The following is a 19,604-nucleotide window of genomic DNA, read 5'->3' on the forward strand; positions in this document are numbered from 1 at the left end:
TTTCCAAAGATTTATTCTATCAGTGGATCAAGGTAAATTCTTTTTCCGTCAACAACTGCAATTTGCGGTCCGTTGATGGAAAGGCTGTCCTGATAGATCAGTTGACGTTTTGCTTCAATATCTCCGATTACAAGTCGCTGCGGCTGCATGGAGAGAGCAATGATAAAAGCATTCCTGTCACCGGCAGCTCCCGCATGAACAGATCCATAGAGAGTACCGAGAATGATAATATTTCCTTTTGCAACTACTTTAGCTCCGAATTCAACATCTCCTAAGATCACAATGCTGGATTCGGATTCAAGAAGCTGTCTTCGCTTTAATGTTCCGCGATAGAATTGTCCATCTGATTTCTCACGTTCAGATAAACACTGTGCTACCGCTCTTTTGTAGATCAGTTCCTTGCGTTCATCATGATCAATGATACAGATAATCTCAAGGTTTGTCGTCTGCGTAATAACCTGTATTAACTGCTCCTCTTCGCTGATAGAAAGTGTCCTTCCGCTAAATGAAACTGCCATCTTTGCATTCTTGAAAAAATCAGCAGATTGTCGGAATTTCTCTTCTACAGCTTTCAAAAGATCCGGGAATGGGAGGTTGGCATTAAGCCGCAGCTCTATACCGGAATGACTGCTTTTTATTGTTACCAGTTCACTCATGATCCCATCCCCTTTCGTTATCTTAATTAATCACCGGCTTCTGCAGTTCCTAAAGAAGAAGCATATCCTTGAAGCAGTTCATCGGCGGATTCTGGATTGAAGTACACTTTTGTGATATCTCTTCCAATTTCAGCTGCATAGGTAGACGCATATCCATTTGCAATGCGGACAGCAATTGAAATTTCAGGTGAATCTGCCGGCGCATAACCGACAAACAGAACATTATCTGCATGCATCTTACTATACTGGGCAGTTCCGGTTTTTCCTCCCATGGAAATATCCATTCCGGCAAAGGTGGAGCTGCTTTTTACCATGCTTTCCATTCCATTGTGTACCAGATCCCATGTACTTGAGCTGATCTCATCCATCTGATTTACAACTTCCGGAGTATAATCTTTGATTAGTTTTCCATTCGAATCGGTTGTTTTGTCAATAAGAGAAAGACTGTAAACAGTTCCTCGGTTTGCAACGGCTGTTACATAACGGTTGATCTGGCTGACAGTATAGTTATTGGTACCCTGTCCAATGGCAGATCGTACAGAGTCAAAATCAGAAATCTGAGGTTGTGATTCAGGAATTTCGATTCCTGACGTCTGGTCAAATCCAAACATTTTTGCATATTTTGCCAGTTTTTCAAGGCCGGTATCACTGTCATAGTTACCATTCGAGTCTTGTCCAAGACGATAACCAACTTCATAGAAGAAATCATTACAGGAATGCTGCAGTGCACCTACTACATTCAGACTTCCATGAGCACTTGGATAAATCCAGCATTTTGGACTTGGTGTGATCTTGTCAAATACACCTGAACAACTGATATAGGAGTTTCCATTAATTACCCCTTCTGTCAGACCGGCTACAGAAGAAAGCATTTTATAAGTAGAACCTGGCGCTGTCTTCTCCTGGGTCGCTCTGTTGTAGAAGGTACGTGACATACCCATGCTCAACTGCACATAATAAGAACGATCCATTACGTTTGAGAGACGATTATTGTCATATCCAGGGTAAGAAACACATGCTAAAACTTCTCCGGTATTTGGATTTGTTACAACTGCACCGGCAGAACATGGCTCAAGTGCCAGTTCACCAGGTGTAAGCTCAAGGCTTTCCAGCTTGCTCTTGATCCAGGAAAAAGCATTTGTCTCTCCGTTGAGTAATCCGTTATAGGTCGAGTCATCCATAGGAAGAACACCCTGTTCATATACGATAGCACAAACTTGTTCACCAGTAACACTACCTGATTTTATAAGATATTTGTAGAGAAGTTTGTCGAAATTACTGTCATCTGCCAAATATTCTTTTAAATATTTTAAAATCTCCTGATAAATCTCTTCTGAACTGGAATAAGAACTGCTTCCAAGTTTGGAAGTATCGATCCAGTTTTTAGAAATCGCATAATTCAGGTAAGTATATAAATTGATTGTCTCATCTTTTGCCCATGCAATATAAGTAGCATCATTCTTATCAATCTGATCTGACATAAGGATGCCTGTATCCTTTGTCAGCAGGGTATCACAGATGTAATCCATATATGCTTTCATTTCATTGGAAAGATCTGTATATGCGCTGGCCTGTGAGTTCTGAAGTTCTGATTCAAGCAGGGAAATCGTCTCAGTCTTTTTCCCCTGGAAAATGGAATAAACCTGCTGCTCGGCAGTTTTTGCATCACTGCTTGAAAAGTGTCCGGAATCGATAACGGCATTTCCAATCAGATTATAATATGCATCGCTGACCGGGATGATCAGATTCTTAGAGTCATCTACGCTGGATGTATCGTATTCCAGAACATTCTGTAGTTTGGATAAAACAATTCCGGCAATCTTCTCTTCCAGAAGTTTATAAGTACTTTCCTGAAGATTTTTATCAATCGTCAGATATACATCATTTCCGGCTTCAGGATCTTTCCGGCTGACAGTATCAGTTACACGTCCGAGGTTATCTACATACACGGTTCTTTCACCTTTTGTGCCCTGAAGGACATTGTCCATGCTTTGTTCAATGCCGGCCTTTCCTACAATATCAGACAGAGAGTACTTTTTCTTTTCATCCTTGTCCAGCGCATCGTATTCATCCTGGGAAATCTGTCCGGTATATCCGATAATAGATGCAAAATACATTCCATCGGTATATTTTCGGATAGAATCTTCTGAAATGTCAACACCGGTAAGAACGTCCTTATTCTCCATAATTGCTGCTGCTGTTTCGTCACTTACATCGGATGCAAGAACTGTATCAATATACTGCTGATATGCATTTAATGCCATTGCATAACGCATGTTGATGATCTTTAAAATATAAGCAGGCTCTAATGTGCTGTCATCAAGGCCATATCCATATTTTTCATCGGTACAAAGATAATGAATGATATCCGCTGCACTTTGGTTCTGTTGTTTTTTTGTAAGTTCATCTATTGTTCGTTTTCCATAGACATCTGCAATAAAACGGAGCTTCTGGGTATCGCTTGACTGTGTAAACTGATAGGTTCCGGAGGAATCCAGGATGATACCAAAGCTTGAAACAACAGAATCTCCATTTGATTCTACGATAGAAAGAACCTGATCCAGGATTTTATTTAATGCCGCATTTTTTTCAGAACGTTTATCTGTTGTGATGGAGTTTTCAACGGTTGACAGATTAATTGTCACGGAATAAGCCAGCTGGTTATAAGCCAGCAGATTTCCATTACGGTCATAAATATTTCCGCGTGTTGCTGCAACGGATGTCGTCCGGCGGATAGAATATTCGTAGTTTTCAAGATAATCAGACCCTTTTACAATCTGAAGATAGAATAATCTTCCGATCAGGATGGAAGAACTGACACAAAATATAATGATCAAAGTAACGAGTCTTGACTGCATCAGGTAAGCTCCGGCTTCTTTCAGACGGTCTAAAATATTTCTAAACAAATTTACTTGCACTCCTTTTTTCTTCTGCTTCAAGTTTGTGGTTAATAAATAAAATCAGTGGGTATAATCCCAGTGTGATCACGATTGTGTAAATCAGTTCAGGAACGATGATGCGGTTGAGATAATATAAAAAGTTAAAATCACTTCGCAACATGAACATGAGCAAATAAATGATGATACCGTAGAGAAATTCGCTGACAGAAATCAAAAATAACGGCAGCTTGATATCTTCATCAAAATAAAGCTGTTCAAATAATCCGTTTACAAAACCGATTACCAGGTAAAGTAATGCATAAAATCCCAAAATTGTACCAAACTGGATATCTGTGATAAGGCCGGCAAAGAAACCGACCAGCATTCCTTCTTTCTGCCCACGCATAAAACCAAAGGATGCTGTGACAATCAGAATCAGGTTAGGTTTAATTCCGGCAAGTTCCAGATGATTGAATAAGGTACACTGGAGCAGATATGCTGCAAGTACGATCAGTACAGTTACAGCAACTCTTTTAAATTTCATTAATTTCATGAGTATTCACTCCTATTCGCTCTGATTGGATCCAACCAAATCCGCTTTCGTTGTTGTGATAACAAGAACTTCCTGAAGATTTTTAAAATCTACAGCCGGTGTAATATATCCGGAACGAGTCAGATTGTTAGAGTCGACCGTTACTTCACTGACATATCCGATCAGGATTCCCTGCAGGTATTTATCACTAATATAAGAAGTGACGATCTGGTCTCCGACGGAAACCGTATTATCATTGTTTTCCATCTGACCAAAACGAATCTGGTTATCACTCATAAGTGACAGATCTCCACTTACGATACAACGGTCAGAAGTAGAAAGTACCATTGCACTTACATTACTTGAATCATCGATAATAGAACGGACTTTTGCCCAGGTTGGACCAACTTCTGTGACAATGCCGACAAGACCGCTTCCGGCCATTACGTTCATATCTGTGGCAATACCGTCTTTACTTCCTTTATCAATGGTAAATGTACTGAACCAGTTTCCAGAATCTTTCCCGATTACATGCGCAGCAGTTTTTTTGTAATCTGCATAGTTCTTGTCCAACTGATATAATTCCTGCAGTCTCTGAAGCTCATAACGTTCTTGCTGCAGATTGTTATTTTCTGTAATCAGAGAGTCAACCTGTTTCTGAAGCTTTGTATTTTCTGCGCGTACCTGTTTCAGAGTTTGGAAATTGTCTTTCATATCTCCCATCCAGCCACCAATCTGATTGATTCCCTGCTGAAGAGGGATAACGGTTACATTTGCAACAACTTTAAATGGACCTCCTACTTTGTCTGAAAAGGAAGATAACAGCATCATAAAAATGCAGAAAACAGAAAGTCCTATAAGTAAATATCTGTTCATAACAGAAGTCTGATTCTTCTTTTTTTTCATATTATCTTAACCACCTATAATCTTCGTCTAACATGGAGTAACTTAATTTTCTATACAAGGTCTTATTCAGTATGATCCTCTGCAGACCTTTGACGGCACAGAGTTCAGGGTCTGTTTTCATGTGAACCGGCAGACCGATACTTTCTTCCAGATAAGTAGAAATCCCTCGCAGATTAGCAAGTCCTCCAGTAATATAAATCCCGTTTTTATTAATATTTCTCCGGACATCGGGAGGCGTACGGTCGAGCATGGAATGAATGGCCTGTACACATTCTCTCAAAGGCTCTTTGATCGCTGCCCGTACAAGACTGATTGGAATGTCAATGTGCGACGGACCGCCGCGCATCATATCTCTGCCGTATACAGTAAGAGTACTTCCGGTGGACTGGTCAAAAACTCCAAATTCTTTCCGCAGTCGTTCGGCAGTCGGACGGCCAATTATAAAATCTTTAGAATGACGGACAAGATTGGCGATCGCACTATCCAGCTGTTCGCCACCGATCTTAAGCAGACGGTTCATAACAATACCACCGTAGGAAAGAACGGAAAGTTCTGTTGTTCCTCCACCTAAATTGGCGATAAAAGCTCCTGGTTCTTCCAGAACATCAATCCCAAGTCCAAGTCCGTCTGCAAGACCGCGCTCTACAATTCTTACTGATTTTGCTTTCGCTTCAGAATGAAGCACAAGATCATAGAAAGCCTTCTTTTCTACTTCTGTGACATCTGTAGGAACAGCGATTACATATTCTGCCCCACGGATAAACGGACGCTCTTCCTTCAAAAGATCTCCAAGAAGATATTGCATATCATCAAAACGGGCAATGACACCATTCTTCATCGGAAATATGATCTGTATATTTCCCGGAGCCTTTTCATACATCTCATAAGCATCGTCTCCGACAGAAAAAATATATTTTTTATCTTTCATGGCAATTACATTCTTGGCATGCCATATGCGGTCTTTTTTCTTATCAAAAATCTTGATATCATAAGTTCCAAGATCTAACCCATATACATTCCTGGCCATAAATACACTCCATCCCCTTATCTATTTGCAGATTCTTGAGAAAAGAATCCTTTCTCCCTTAAACTGAAATAACAATTATCTCCAATAATGATGTGATCGAGAAGTTCTATACCGATCAAAGCCCCTGCTTCACGGATGCGCCGGGTTGTCAGAAGATCTTCTTTGCTTGGTGTCGGATCTCCACTCGGATGATTATGCAAAAGAATAATGGATACGGCATTCTTCTGCAAAGCTTCCACAAACAGTTCTCGTGGAGAAACAAGTGTGGAATTTATGGTTCCTGTTGAAACGTCCATCTCACTGATCAGCCTGGATCTGGTATTCAGAAGCAAAAGCTTCATTACTTCCCGTTTCTTATGCCGAAGATCTTCCATATAGTAACGTGCAATACTGTCCGGAGAGGAAAAATCCAATCCCAGTGAGGCTTCTGCTTTCGCCATACGTCTTGCAAGTTCTGCCAGACAAAGAATCTGGATGGATTTTACCTTTCCGATTCCTTTGATCTTCAGCAGTTGTTCCATAGACCACTGTGGGATGCTGAGAAGTCCTTCAGAGCCAAATGGTGGATGCAGAATCTTCTGGGCAAGCCGAAGCGAATTCTCCCCTTTCGTTCCGGTACGAAGTAAAACAGCTAAAAGTTCCACATCTGTCAGATGTTCTGCACCGTACTGCTCACATTTTTCATAAGGACGGTCTTCAAGATACATCATTTTGATTGTTTCTGTATTTCTATTTTCCATGTGAATCATATCACTGCGATGACATAATACAACGATTCATTTTAGCACAGTTTCAAAAAAGTGTATAGAGAAGATACCAAAAAACCACAAATTTCATAAATGATTAAGATTTATATTTTTGAATGATTGCCTCGGCGACCTTCATTCCGTCCATCGCTGCGGAAGTGATTCCACCGGCATATCCGGCCCCTTCACCACATGGATAGATCCAGTCACAGGAAGCACAGACAAAGTTCTCATCCCTTTCAATTCTTACAGGGGAAGAAGTTCGGCTCTCCACACCGGATAATAATGCATCATTATCTGCAAAACCATGAATCTTATGATCCATTGCTGTGATTCCATCCTCAAGCGACTGTGCGATTTCTTCTGGAAAGATACCACGTACATCCCCAAAGACAGAAGCCCCTTTCATGCAAGAATGAACCATACCATAAGAAGTTGTGATCTGATCTTCTTTAAAGTCGCCAAAACGTTGGACAGGAACTTTTCCCTGTCCTGCCTGATAAGCTTTTTCTTCTAAGCTGCGCTGGAAAGAAATTCCGGCAAGCGGATGGTCAGAACCGAAGTCATCCGGAGTAACTGTGACAATCACAGCACTGTTTGCATTTTCTCCGGCACGGTCATGATAGCTCATTCCATTGACTGCAAGACGATGCTCTTCAGAAGAAGCATTTACAACATATCCGCCCGGGCACATACAGAAAGTATAGACTCCTCTTCCATTGTCCAAGTTCTCGGTCAGTTTATATGCTGCTGCCGGAAGATCATTTCCCCGATCTCTTCCATATTGAGAATGATCGATCAATGTTTGTGGGTGTTCGATACGGACTCCGACGGCAAATGATTTTGCGCGCATCGGAATCTGATGCTTATAAAGCATTTCAAATGTATCACGGGCGCTGTGACCGATCGCAAAAACGGCTGCTCCGGCAGATACCTCTTCTTCTGCGGAATTCTCTGAGAGGTGAACAATTTTCAGTGTTTTTGATGTCAGATCAACATCTGTGACCTGTGTATGAAAACAGAATTCACCGCCAAGCGAAATGATCTCCTGACGCATCTGGCTTACAACATCAATCAGGACATCCGTACCGATATGTGGCTTATGTGCATATAAAATATCTTCGTCCGCTCCGAATTTTACGAAAGTTTCAAGAACGAAACGGTTACGTCCTGTCTTATCTTTTACAAGTGTATTTAACTTTCCATCTGAAAATGTACCAGCGCCGCCTTCACCGAACTGGACATTGGAAGAAGGGTCAAGCACACCGGTCTCCCAGAAACGATCCACATCCTTCTTACGTTCTTCTACACAGGCACCACGTTCAAGAACCAAAGGACGGTATCCTTCCAGTGCGAGCAGATAAGCGCAGAATAGTCCGGCAGGACCGCTGCCGATGACAACCGGACGGGCATTCAGAATCTCTGTTCCGTGAGATGGAATCTGGTAATGCTTCTCTTCTACTTTCTGGATGTTTCCTTTACAATGCTTTAAAACAGCATTCTCATTGGAAACAGTGACATCAACCGTATACACATAGAATAACTCAGGTTTTCTGCGAGCGTCTAATGACTGACGGTGAATCCGATAAGTAAATGAATCCCCATTCTTTAGATGAAGTGTCTTTTGTATCTTCTTTTCAAGAGCCTCTTCTGTATGCGGAATCTGTAGTTTCAGCTGATTAATTCGTATCATTTATCTATCCTTTCTTTCAGGAAATCTAATATTAAAGTATATCATCCGGATATTGGTTACAAGTTAGCAGCAGGCGATTATGCAGATGCGGCAGACTGTCCGGCAACATAACCGCTTGCCCACGCCCAGGTGAGATTATACCCACCGCAGATTGCATCTACATCGACCAGTTCTCCGGCAAAATAAAGCCCGGGAACAAGTCTGGATTCCATTGTTTCTGGATGAATCTGTGTCGTATCAACGCCGCCACAGCAGATCTGTGCCTGTTCATAAGAATTTATCTTAATTACAGGCGATTTGAATTCCTTGATCATCCATGCCAGCCTCTGAATATCTGCATCTGTAAAGTCGCCGCATAGCTTCTCTTTCTTGATCTTGGTAAATTTCAGCCAGACAGCGGCCAGTTTTTCATGAAACAGGCCGGTAAAGAACTGTTCTGCTGTCTTTTCCGGCTGGCGGTTGGCACGTTCTTTCAGAAGAATTTTTACTTCATCAACAGAATATTCCGGAAGAAAATCCAGCATGGCAACAACTTCCTTCTGCTTGTATAATGCTTTCGATGCATAACGACTGATCTGGAATACCGGAATTCCTGAGATTCCGTAGGCGGTCAATTGGAGTTCACCGGTATCGGCAGCAGTTAATTCACTGTCAACAAACAACGAAACTTTTCCCTGTGCACGCACTCCGGCAATTGCACGGAAATGCTTTCCGGTACAATGTAAAGCACAAAGAGCAGGAAGTACAGGAATTATCTGATGCCCAAGCTGTTTGGCTAAAGCGTATCCGGAACCGTCAGAACCGGTGGAAGGTGCAGCTTTTGAACCATTGCAGAGAATCACTTGATCTACGGTTAAAGAACCGTGTGATGTCTGCAAGGAAAATCGTTCATTTGTTTTCTGTATTCCAGTACAGGAGATTCCTGTACGTACATCAACTCCAAGACGGTATACTTCCTGTTCTAATACATCACGGACTGCGCTTGCCTGATCGGAGAATGGATACAGATATCCATTTCTGTCTTTTGGATAGATTCCAAGTTCTCGGAAAAAAGCAATGACTTTTTCCGCCGGAAATTGATCCAGTACCTGCGTGATAAAGTCAGGCTGCTCCGAACGATAACAGGAAGCGTCCTGGTAAGTGTTTGTATAATTACACCGGCCATTTCCTGTCACTAATATTTTCTTTCCCAATCTATCATTTTGCTCCAGAAGGAGAACTTTCGCTCCTTTTCTGGCAGCGAAAATGGCGGCCATCATTCCTGATGCACCGCCACCTATAATTGCAATTGTGTTCATTAAAATTCATATCCTCTTACTTTCTTAGCAGATTACATCTGTCTGAATTTTAACATAACAATTCATTCAACTCAACTGAATTTTCGATAGAATTCTCTCAAAAAATTGTTTTACAGAAGTTCTCTCACACGTTCGATAGAAAGAACACCTGCATCAATAATGCTCTGCAGTGATTTGAGAATACCAAGCTTTGCGTGATACCATGTAAGTCCACCCTGGAAATAAACAGCATACGGTGGTTTTACCGGTCCGTCTGCACTCAGTTCAATCGAGGAACCCTGAACGAAAGCACCAGCTGCCATGATCACATCGCTGTCATATCCCGGCATTGCCCATGGTTCCGGGCTTACATAACTGTCTACCGGAGCTGCGGCCTGAATTCCCTTACAGAATGCAATAACACCTTCTGCAGATCCAAGTGTAACCGCCTGGATGATATCATGACGGGATTCAGAACCGTTCGGGATCACCGGATATCCTAAAGCTTCGTAGATATTTGCTGCAAAAGTAGCACCTTTTAAAGCACCGCATACAACAGTTGGTGCAAGGAAGAATCCCTGATAGAAGGACTGCGTAACACCAAGTGTAGCACCGACTTCTTTACCGAGTCCCGGAGAAGTCAGACGGTAAGCGCAGTTTTCGATCAGATCGGCTTTTCCGGCAACATATCCGCCGATCGGAGCAAGTCCGCCACCCGGGTTCTTGATCAGAGAACCGACGATCATGTCTGCACCGACATCACTTGGCTCGATTCGCTCAACGAATTCACCGTAACAGTTATCTACCATGCAGATAACATCCGGGCGATGCTCTTTGATAAATGTGATCAGTTCGCCGATTTTTTCTACGGAGTAGCTTGGGCGTGTCTGATATCCTTTGGAACGCTGGATCGTTGCCAGTTTGATTGTTTTATCTTCCAGAGCTTTTTCAATCGCAGGATAATCAAAATATCCATCTTCCAGAAGCTCTACTTGTTTATAGGAGATTCCATATTCTGCAAGAGAGCCTTTAGACGGACGGATTCCGATTACTTCTTCAAGTGTATCATATGGTTTCCCAACCGGAGATAACAGTGTGTCTCCAGGACGCAGATTTGCAGCAAGTGCGAGGGCAAGTGCATGGGTTCCGCAAGTGATCTGTGGGCGCACCAGAGCGGCTTCTGTATGGAAAACAGAGGCATAGACATCTTCTAAAGTATCTCTTCCCTGATCATTGTATCCATATCCGCTTACATAGTTAAAGCATCCTTCACTTACGCGGTTTTCCTGCATGGCATGAATTACTTTTAACTGATTGTATTCAGCGCTTCTGTCAAATTCCTCAAATCGCTCTTTTAATTTCTCCTCTGTTTTCTGTCCGAACGCCCAGACTTCTTTGCTGATTCCTAGCTGTTCATAAATTGTTTCTGTAGTTGGTGTATTCATTTTTCTTCTTCTTTCTTTTTAAGTTTTTTATTGTTGATTTGCATGGCAAAGCTGCATTTTATCTAAATGCAGCCTGATGTCCTAATGAATGATTTCTTTTTCCTTTAAAACAGTGAGCATCTGTTGGATCAGTTGTTCATCTTCTCTTCCAATCTCACTTTTATCAAGCCAGATGACATCTCGTTCTCTTCTAAACCAGGTCAACTGCCGCTTGGCAAAATGTCTTGTGTCTCTCTTAATAATGCGTACGGCTTCTTCCAAAGGATACTCTCCTTCAAAATAACCAAACAGTTCTTTGTATCCAAGTCCCTGCATCGCAACACTTTCTCTTTTAAGTCCGCGCAATCTTAACGCATTGACTTCTTCAAGAAGTCCTTCCTGCATCATCAGATCGACACGTTTATCAATCCGGTCATAGAGAATCTTACGATCATCTGTCAGCACAAAATATGCGGAGTTATAAGCAGATTCTTTCTCACGTTCCGCCTCATTGTGCTCGGAAATCTTCTGTCCGGTCTGTTGATAATATTCCAGCGCGCGGATCACACGTTTTATATTATGAAAATGAATCTGTTCCGCAGATTCCGGGTCTACTTTTTCAAGCATTTCATGAAGATATTCTGCACCCTGGGTTTTGGCAAGTACTTCTAATTCTTCCCGATAAGCAGTATCGGCATTATTTTCTGTGAAATCAATGTCGTAAAGTAATGCCTGAATATAGAATCCTGTTCCGCCGACAACGATCGGGATATGTCTCCGCTGATAAATTCCTTCCATTGCTTCTTTTGCCATCTGCTGAAAGAGAACAACGTTAAAATCCTCAGACGGATCAAGAACATCTACCAGATGATGCGGTACACCGTCCATCTCTTCCGGACGAATCTTGGCAGAGCCGATGTCCATCTCCCTGTAGACCTGCATAGAGTCAGCAGAAATGATCTCTCCGCCGATCGCTTTGGCAAGTCCGATGGAGGCAGCAGTCTTCCCGACAGCAGTTGGTCCGGTCAGAATGACAAGTGGGCGTTTGTTTGTCTGTTCCATCTATATTTCCTCGATTCCATTTATACAATTCGTTTAAATTTCTTTTCCAGATCACGTTTTGTCATGGCAATGATTGTCGGTCGTCCATGCGGACAGTGATATGGATTGTCCAGTGTCAGGAGTTCGCCGATCAGTTTGTCTACTTCCTGTGCAGAAAGACGGTTATTTCCCTTTACAGCAGCCTTACAGGACAAGGATGCAACCTTCTCATCGATCAGCTCCGGTGTCATAGAAGTAGAAAGACCTTCGGTCAGGTTATCGATCATCTCCATCAGAAGTTCTTTCTTGGCAATACTGAACAGATTGTCAGGTACTGCACGGACTGCATACTCTTCCCCACCAAATGGCTCAATCTCAAACCCAATGCGTGAAAAGCGGTCCATATTTTCATTCAGAAGCTGTGCTTCCTGCATGGATAAGCTTAAAATGATCGGAGGACTTAAGTACTGAGAAGTAAATTCTCTGCTTTTCATTTCACGCAAGGTACGCTCATACAAGACGCGTTCATGAGCCGCATGCTGATCAATGATGTAGAGATTATCTTTGAATTCTACGAGCCAGTAGGTGTCAAAGACCTGGCCGATCAATTTATATTCTGCACGGATATCTCTTTTTAAGAAATTTTCTTCAAAGAGATCCATCTGAGTGCCTGTTCCTGGATCTGATTTTGCATCAGTTGCTTCATGATTCGATGTTGTGTCTGCGCTTGTGGCAGCAGTCGGTGTTTCAGCAGCCGGTTCGGATTTCTGAACTGCTGCCGCAGTTTCCGGTGCAACTGTCTTATCTGCTGCTTCAACGGCGTATTTGACATGTTCAGCAATTTTGTCTTTCTGTTCATCTGCACGGAAAATCTCTTTCCGGTCTGCAACTTCGGCGGAAGAAGAACGATTATGGTAAGAAAGTACGCGCTCCTTCATCTTACGGATAAAATAATCCTCATCTTGAACATCATCCTTAACCGTTTCCCTGGATTCTTTGATCAATTCCGCAGCTGTTACTTTTTCATTCTCCTTACGCGGACGAAGAAGAAACGGACTGCCGGTATCCTCTTTATCTTTGGTCGAAGCGGATGTGAATGTCTTTTTCACTCGCTCCGGTCTTTCTGCCTTGTTTTCGTTCGATTCCACCGGATCAGGAACTTCTGCTTTCTGGATCAGTTCCGGTTCCAGCAAAGTCCTGTGTACGGCTTCAAAGACGGTATTATAAACCTCCTGCTGCCGTGAGAAGCGAAGCTCCATCTTTGTCGGATGCACATTGATATCTACATTTTCTCCACTCAGATGAAAATGCAGAACTGCAAATGGAAACTTGTGTTGCATCACAAAATCACGATAAGCGTCTTCCACGGATTTGGAGATCATTGCACTTTTGACATAACGGCCGTTTACGAAGAAATTTTCAAAGTTACGATTTCCACGTGTGATGATCGGCTTGCCGAGAAAACCTGTGATATGGATTCCATTTTTCTCATAATCGATCTCAATCAGGTTAGCCGCTACGTCACGGCCATAGACATTGTAGATCACATCTTTCAGTTTTCCATTTCCGGAAGTACGCAGTTTTTCCTGTCCGTTATTCAAAAACTGAAAAGCAACTTCCGGATGAGACAGGGCAAGATGCATTAATAAATCCTGCACATGTCCGGCCTCTGTCATAGGTGTTTTCAAAAATTTTCTTCTCGCAGGAACATTGTAAAATAACTGATGGACGAGGAAAGTTGTTCCGTTCGGCGCACCGGTATCTTCCAAGGATACTTCTTTTCCACCTTCAATGACATAACGGGTACCAAACTCTGCATCGGCAGTCTTTGTGATCAGTTCCGTCCGAGTGACAGCTGCAATACTTGAAAGCGCCTCTCCACGGAATCCCAAAGATGCAATATGAGACAGGTCTTCCACTGTCTCAATCTTGCTTGTAGAATGCCGCAAAAATGCACGTTGTACTTCATCCTGCGGAATGCCACAGCCGTTATCTGTAATACGGATGAAGGAAATGCCGCCGTCTTTAATCTCTATTTTGACGAAAGTTGCTCCTGCGTCAATCGCATTTTCAACAAGCTCCTTTACAATTGACGCTGGACGCTCGATCACTTCACCTGCGGCAATCTTATCGATTGTGATCTGGTCTAATACATGAATGTGTGGCATATTTCCTCCTTTCCTTTTACCAACGGTTCTTCAGCTTGTTCTGTAACCGGTAGATGGTATTTAAAGCATCGATCGGTGTCAGATTTCCGACATCAATATTTTTCAATTCGTCAAGTACATCATCATCTTTTATAGTGTCAAACAGAGACATCTGAGCCATATCGACTTCGTCATATTTCTTTGTCTTACTCTTTTTCTTTGCAGTATGCTCTTTGGCTGCAATCTCACTGACACGGTTTGTGATATCCTCATCGCTGAGTTCTTCTACGATTTCTTTCGCACGAGAAATGACAAGATCCGGTACTCCGGCAAGCTTTGCAACCTGGATACCATAACTCTTGTCAGCCCCGCCTTTTACGATCTTTCGTAAGAATACGATGTCGTCACCCTTTTCTTTTACAGCAATACAATAGTTATTGACATTATCAATCTTTCCTTCAAGTTCTGTCAGTTCATGATAATGTGTGGCAAATAAAGTCTTTGCTCCCAGCAGTTTGCTGTCGCTGATGTACTCTACGACAGCCCATGCAATTGACAGCCCGTCAAATGTACTTGTTCCGCGTCCGATCTCATCAAGAATGAGAAGACTTTTTGAGGTTGCATTTCTTAAAATATTGGCAACTTCGGTCATCTCAACCATGAATGTACTCTGTCCGGAAGCAAGGTCATCGGATGCTCCGACTCTGGTGAAAATACGGTCGGAAAGACAGATATTTGCGCTCTCTGCCGGAACAAAAGATCCAATCTGTGCCATCAGTGCGATTAATGCAGTCTGACGCATGTAAGTTGATTTACCGGCCATGTTCGGACCAGTGATGATTGAAATTCTGTGCTTCTTATCATCCAGGTAAGTATCATTGGCGATGAACATGTCATTTGGAATCATTCGCTCAACGACCGGGTGACGGCCTTCTTTGATATCAAGGATTCCTTTTTCATTGATCTTCGGACGGACGTAGTTGTTGCGCTCTGCAACAAGTGCAAGAGAACTGAATGCATCCAGTGCGGCAACCGCTTTGGCAGTCTGCTGGATTCTCTCTACCTGTCCGGCAATCGTTTCACGGACTTCGCTGTAAAGCTCATATTCCAGTGCATACAGTTTATCTTCCGCACCAAGGATCATGTCCTCAAGCTCTTTGAGCTCCGGTGTGATATAACGCTCAGCATTCGCAAGTGTCTGTTTTCTTGTATAATAATCCGGGACAAGATCCTTGTAAGAATTCGTCACTTCCAGATAATAGCCGAAGACTTTGTTGTATTTTATTTTCAGGTTTTTAATGCCTGTTTTTTCTCGTTCATCATTCTCAAGTTTTGCAAGCCAGTCTTTTCCGTCCGATTTCGCCCGGCGAAGCTTATCAACTTCTTCGTTATAACCGTCGCGGATAATATTTCCCTCTTTCATGGCAAGCGGCGGATCCTCACGAATGGCTTTCGTGACGAGCTCGCAGAGATCTTCTAATGCATCCAGATCTTCATAAATCTCTTTTAAAAGCGGTGCCTGCAGATCCTGTAAAATATAGCGGATCGGTGGCAGCATCTCCAGAGAACCTTTGAATGCGGTGAGGTCTCGCGGATTCGCAGAACCATAAGTGATCTTCGTGATCAGACGCTCCAGATCATAGACCGGAGATAAATATTCCCGGATCTCTTCACGGGCAATGGCCTGATTTTTCAGTTCTTCTACTGCATCCAGTCTGCGGTTGATCTCGGACTTATCGATCAAAGGCTGTTCTACATTTTTGCGAAGCGTACGTGCGCCCATTGCAGTACGTGTTTTGTCAAGAACCCAGAGAAGGGAACCACGCTTCTGCTTTTCACGTAAAGTTTCGCACAGCTCCAGATTTCGACGAGTAGAACTGTCGATCATCATATATTTTCCTGTGACATACGGTGTGATATGTGTCAGGTTGGAAAGCGAATTCTTCTGTGTCTCAAATAAATAGATCAGCAGTGCTCCGGCACTGATGATTCCACAGTCATAATCAGCAAGTCCAAGCCCTGCAAAATTCTTTACTTTGAAATGCTCAAGCAGCTTATCTTTGCAGACAGCATCATCAAAATACCAGGAATCGAGAGAATAAATCGTGATCCCAAGCTTATCTCTCATCGCATCCAGATCCATACCACTCATATAGAACGCTTCGTTGCAGATAATCTCAGACGGACTGAATTTATAAATCTCATCCATCAGACGACTGCTGTCCGGAAGCTCTGTAACAAAATAATCCCCGGTGGAAATATCTGCGATTGCAACTCCATAGCGGTCTGCAATATAGACGATACACATGATGTAATTATTCTTCGTTTCATCTAATGCCTGTGTATCCAGATTCGTTCCGGGTGTAACAATTCTTACAACCTCACGTTTTACGATCCCCTTCGCAGTCTTTGGGTCTTCTACCTGTTCACAGATTGCGACTTTGTATCCCTTCGCAACAAGACGGTTCAAGTAACCTTCTACGGCATGGTATGGGATTCCGCACATCGGGGCACGTTCATCCAGACCACAGCTTTTCCCGGTCAGTGTGATCTCAAGCTCTCGGGATGCAGTCAAGGCATCATCAAAGAACATTTCGTAGAAATCTCCGAGGCGGTAGAATAAGATACAATCCCTGTACTGCTCTTTCGTCTCGCAATAAATTTTCATCATGGGCGTCAGCTTATCTATGTCAATATTTTCCATCAATTTCTCCTTAGTTTTCAAGGGTTTTCTAAAAACTCTTTAGAATGTAAGTTCGCAAATCATTCTAACAAATTTTAACATGAATTTCAAGCTGATGTTGAAGATGTTGAGAACGTAGAAATGTATCATTTTGTCGGAGTACCTATATCGCAATGTGCGAAGAGAGCGAACTGAAGAATATTCGTTTAATATTCTTGGGTTCGCTCTCTTCTTTTAATTTGAAAAAATTATTATTTCATTTTTCATAAACAACTTCTAACTGTCCGGCATCCATTTCGCACACTGTATCACACAACCATTCCATTTCCATCACATTGTGTGCAGCTAACAGAATAGTTGTCCCTTTTTCTTTCAATTCAACAAAGAGTTCGCAGACATCTTGTGCGCCTCTTTTATCCAATCCATTGAATGGTTCGTCTAAAATTAATAATTTTGGCCGCTCCATGATCGCCTGTGCAATTCCAAGGCGTTCTCTCATCCCGAGTGAATATTGACCTACTTTCTTTTTAGAAAATGGATCAAGACCAACTCTTGCGATTGCATCCCGGATCTCAGTATCTCCTATTTTTCGATTAAGTTGTGCAAGGCGTTTTAAGTTTTCATATCCACTGATATATGGAAGAAATCCCGGACTCTCAATAATCATCCCGGTATTTTCCGGAAAATCAATATCTTTTCCAATTCTTTTTCCATAGACATATACGCTCCCTCTGTCAGGTTGAAGAAAACCGCAGATGCATTTGAACATTACTGTTTTACCGGAGCCATTAAATCCCATGATTCCGTGGATTTTTCCTGCCTCAAAGGTATGACTGATTCCTTTTAATACTTTTTCTTTGCCAAAAGATTTTGTTAGATTTTTAACTTTCACAGCAGCTTTCATAATTTTCCCCTTTCTTATTCCGTCAGGATTCATCAACCTGAGAAAATGTAAAATTATATCGTTTGATACATTTTCTCGAGATGAAAAGCAAAATGCATATCACTGCAAGAAATAACAGGATGCTTATTTTTATTTGTGGCAAATAATCATATCCGAAATTATGCATTGGAAATGTTGCGTGATTTAAGGGTGATAACCATCCGCAAAGAATATTTGCCCGATAGGAAAGCCCTCCACCCAGATGAAAAACTTTTTGAAAAATATCCGGAGTCAGAAGAATTCCATAAAGATTTATCAGGAGTGCGCCAACAACGCCTCCGGCTCTTCCCTTCTGTAGATTTAATACAAGCATGACTGAAGTAATAAATAACGAATAGAAAAGCATAAGAAATACAACACAGAGTGCACATTTATATGGTGTTGTCATTTCCATTGTCTTTATTGATACAGGAACCGTAAGATGATTATTACTTCCATATCCAATGCTTGCAGCGGTCTGGCTCCATACATTCCCAACGTAAGCCCAGGGACTTGCAATTAGAAGTTCTGTCAGGCAGAGGAAGACGGTATAAAGGCAAGTAGCCAGGATCACATATAGGATCTGACTTGCCATCCATACGCTTCGCTTTGTCCGGATCAGCCAATAGGGTGTCATCTGATTTACAAAAGGCATATCTGCAAATAATAACAGCAGTAGAAGGGACGAAAGCATCACGGACTGTGCGTCACCGAAAGTCCAGATCAGTGGCTCGAACATCTGAACCGGTGTCTGGAACGTCTGTGCCTGCTCTAAAATCTGATTTGTCAACATCAGACAAAGTACAAATCCTAATGCAAATGTCATCCAGATTCTCGGATTTTTGCCCCAGTCAGAGAAATTCCTTTTTGTTAGAAGAAAGATTTGATGAATGTCCATTTTAAATTGCGATTTTTTCATGCCACCACTCTCCTTACCACGCATTTACGCAAAGCCAGTGCCAGAAGACTGCTGATTAGAAGCAGAGCCAGAAGACAGAATCCGTTTCCATAATATGCCGGACTTGCCCACTGCTTTGGACTTAGGAAAAAATAATTGCGGTAATATCGTTCTTGAAACACTGTTAGTACATAATATAAAATAAATGGAACAGCACAGCTCAGATACTTATTTTTAGTCAAAACTGCTGTCAGTGAACCGCATAAAGACCACAATGTTCCATTTAGAAAAAGTCGGATAAATGCAATTCCTGTGATACTTATTACCTCTGATATATTTTGCAAAGTATTCAGAGTCGGGATATTTCTACAGATAACTATAAAAACAACCAATGCAATTCCTGCCGCTGAAACGGAAATGGCACCACCTGTGAATGCGACTCCAAAACTTTTCATCCAAATATAATTTCTTTTTCCTATTCTGTTAATAAGAAACCATGCATAGCGGCTGTGTAATTCTTCCTGTATATCTGCGGCTGTTGCCAGAGGAACCAACAGTGGAAAGAAAAGCAAGGCTTTTTCTGAAGTGATTGCATAGGTGAAGGTGCATAACCATGCTTCCCCTTCTGTTGATCCACCGAAAGCGATCAGATGATTTCGATAAGGAAGTGCAACAATCAAAAGAACCGCACACAACGCCAGTACAGAGATATAAAATCTTCGGTTTCCAAAGTCATATTTCAATTCTGTTCTGAAAAGATGTCTTCGTTTCAT

The 19,604-nt window shown here is 42.1% G+C and carries 15 protein-coding genes; all 15 read right to left on the reverse strand.

The features are described 5' to 3' along the window. Positions 1-11 precede the first annotated feature (11 nt). A complete protein-coding gene (locus tag LI162_RS07710) occupies positions 12-656 on the reverse strand; it encodes a septum site-determining protein MinC (RefSeq protein ID WP_055172532.1) in 645 nt (214 codons plus the stop codon). A 26-nt stretch (positions 657-682) separates the two neighbouring features. Further along, positions 683-3,514 (reverse strand): penicillin-binding transpeptidase domain-containing protein, encoded by a 2,832-nt coding sequence (locus tag LI162_RS07715; protein WP_227156215.1) that lies wholly within the window; start codon positions 3,512-3,514, stop codon positions 683-685. Between the two features lie 40 nt (positions 3,515-3,554). Next, entirely contained in the window at positions 3,555-4,088 is a 534-nt protein-coding gene (mreD, locus tag LI162_RS07720; protein ID WP_015529240.1) for a rod shape-determining protein MreD, read from the reverse strand. Positions 4,089-4,100: 12 nt separating this feature from the next. After that, positions 4,101-4,973, reverse strand: a complete 873-nt coding sequence (gene mreC, locus LI162_RS07725; RefSeq protein ID WP_015529241.1) for a rod shape-determining protein MreC — start codon at positions 4,971-4,973, stop codon at positions 4,101-4,103. Between the two features lies 1 nt (position 4,974). After that, positions 4,975-6,000: a rod shape-determining protein gene (locus tag LI162_RS07730; protein WP_055172529.1), complete on the reverse strand. Its 1,026-nt coding sequence runs from the start codon at positions 5,998-6,000 to the stop codon at positions 4,975-4,977. A 17-nt stretch (positions 6,001-6,017) separates the two neighbouring features. Further along, entirely contained in the window at positions 6,018-6,740 is a 723-nt protein-coding gene (gene radC, locus LI162_RS07735; RefSeq protein WP_015529243.1) for a RadC family protein, read from the reverse strand. Positions 6,741-6,843: 103 nt separating this feature from the next. Continuing rightward, complete coding sequence (locus tag LI162_RS07740; RefSeq protein ID WP_227156204.1) at positions 6,844-8,439, reverse strand: NAD(P)/FAD-dependent oxidoreductase; 1,596 nt, start codon at positions 8,437-8,439, stop codon at positions 6,844-6,846. Positions 8,440-8,516: 77 nt separating this feature from the next. Next, positions 8,517-9,737, reverse strand: a complete 1,221-nt coding sequence (locus tag LI162_RS07745; protein ID WP_117568219.1) for an NAD(P)/FAD-dependent oxidoreductase — start codon at positions 9,735-9,737, stop codon at positions 8,517-8,519. Positions 9,738-9,847: 110 nt separating this feature from the next. Next, entirely contained in the window at positions 9,848-11,161 is a 1,314-nt protein-coding gene (locus tag LI162_RS07750) for a methionine gamma-lyase family protein (protein ID WP_227156206.1), read from the reverse strand. An 81-nt stretch (positions 11,162-11,242) separates the two neighbouring features. Beyond that, positions 11,243-12,202, reverse strand: a complete 960-nt coding sequence (gene miaA / locus LI162_RS07755) for a tRNA (adenosine(37)-N6)-dimethylallyltransferase MiaA (RefSeq protein ID WP_227156207.1) — start codon at positions 12,200-12,202, stop codon at positions 11,243-11,245. A gap of 20 nt (positions 12,203-12,222) precedes the next feature. After that, on the reverse strand, positions 12,223-14,349 hold the full coding sequence (gene mutL, locus LI162_RS07760) for a DNA mismatch repair endonuclease MutL (RefSeq protein WP_227156209.1): 2,127 nt from the start codon (positions 14,347-14,349) through the stop codon (positions 12,223-12,225). 16 nt (positions 14,350-14,365) lie between these two features. Next, complete coding sequence (gene mutS, locus LI162_RS07765; protein ID WP_331470804.1) at positions 14,366-17,032, reverse strand: DNA mismatch repair protein MutS; 2,667 nt, start codon at positions 17,030-17,032, stop codon at positions 14,366-14,368. Positions 17,033-17,267: 235 nt separating this feature from the next. Beyond that, positions 17,268-17,915, reverse strand: coding sequence for an ABC transporter ATP-binding protein (locus LI162_RS07770; RefSeq protein ID WP_054751219.1), 648 nt, complete (start codon positions 17,913-17,915; stop codon positions 17,268-17,270). Between the two features lie 22 nt (positions 17,916-17,937). Further along, a complete protein-coding gene (locus LI162_RS07775) occupies positions 17,938-18,852 on the reverse strand; it encodes a hypothetical protein (RefSeq protein ID WP_196021051.1) in 915 nt (304 codons plus the stop codon). Then, positions 18,849-19,604 carry a hypothetical protein gene (locus LI162_RS07780; protein WP_196021049.1) on the reverse strand — a complete coding sequence of 252 codons (756 nt, stop codon included), beginning with the start codon at positions 19,602-19,604 and terminating at the stop codon, positions 18,849-18,851. The genes LI162_RS07775 and LI162_RS07780 overlap by 4 nt, the downstream gene beginning before the upstream one ends.

The organism is Mediterraneibacter sp. 210702-DFI.3.120 (genome assembly GCF_020561005.1).
Taxonomy (GTDB): Bacteria; Bacillota; Clostridia; order Lachnospirales; family Lachnospiraceae; genus Mediterraneibacter; species Mediterraneibacter faecis.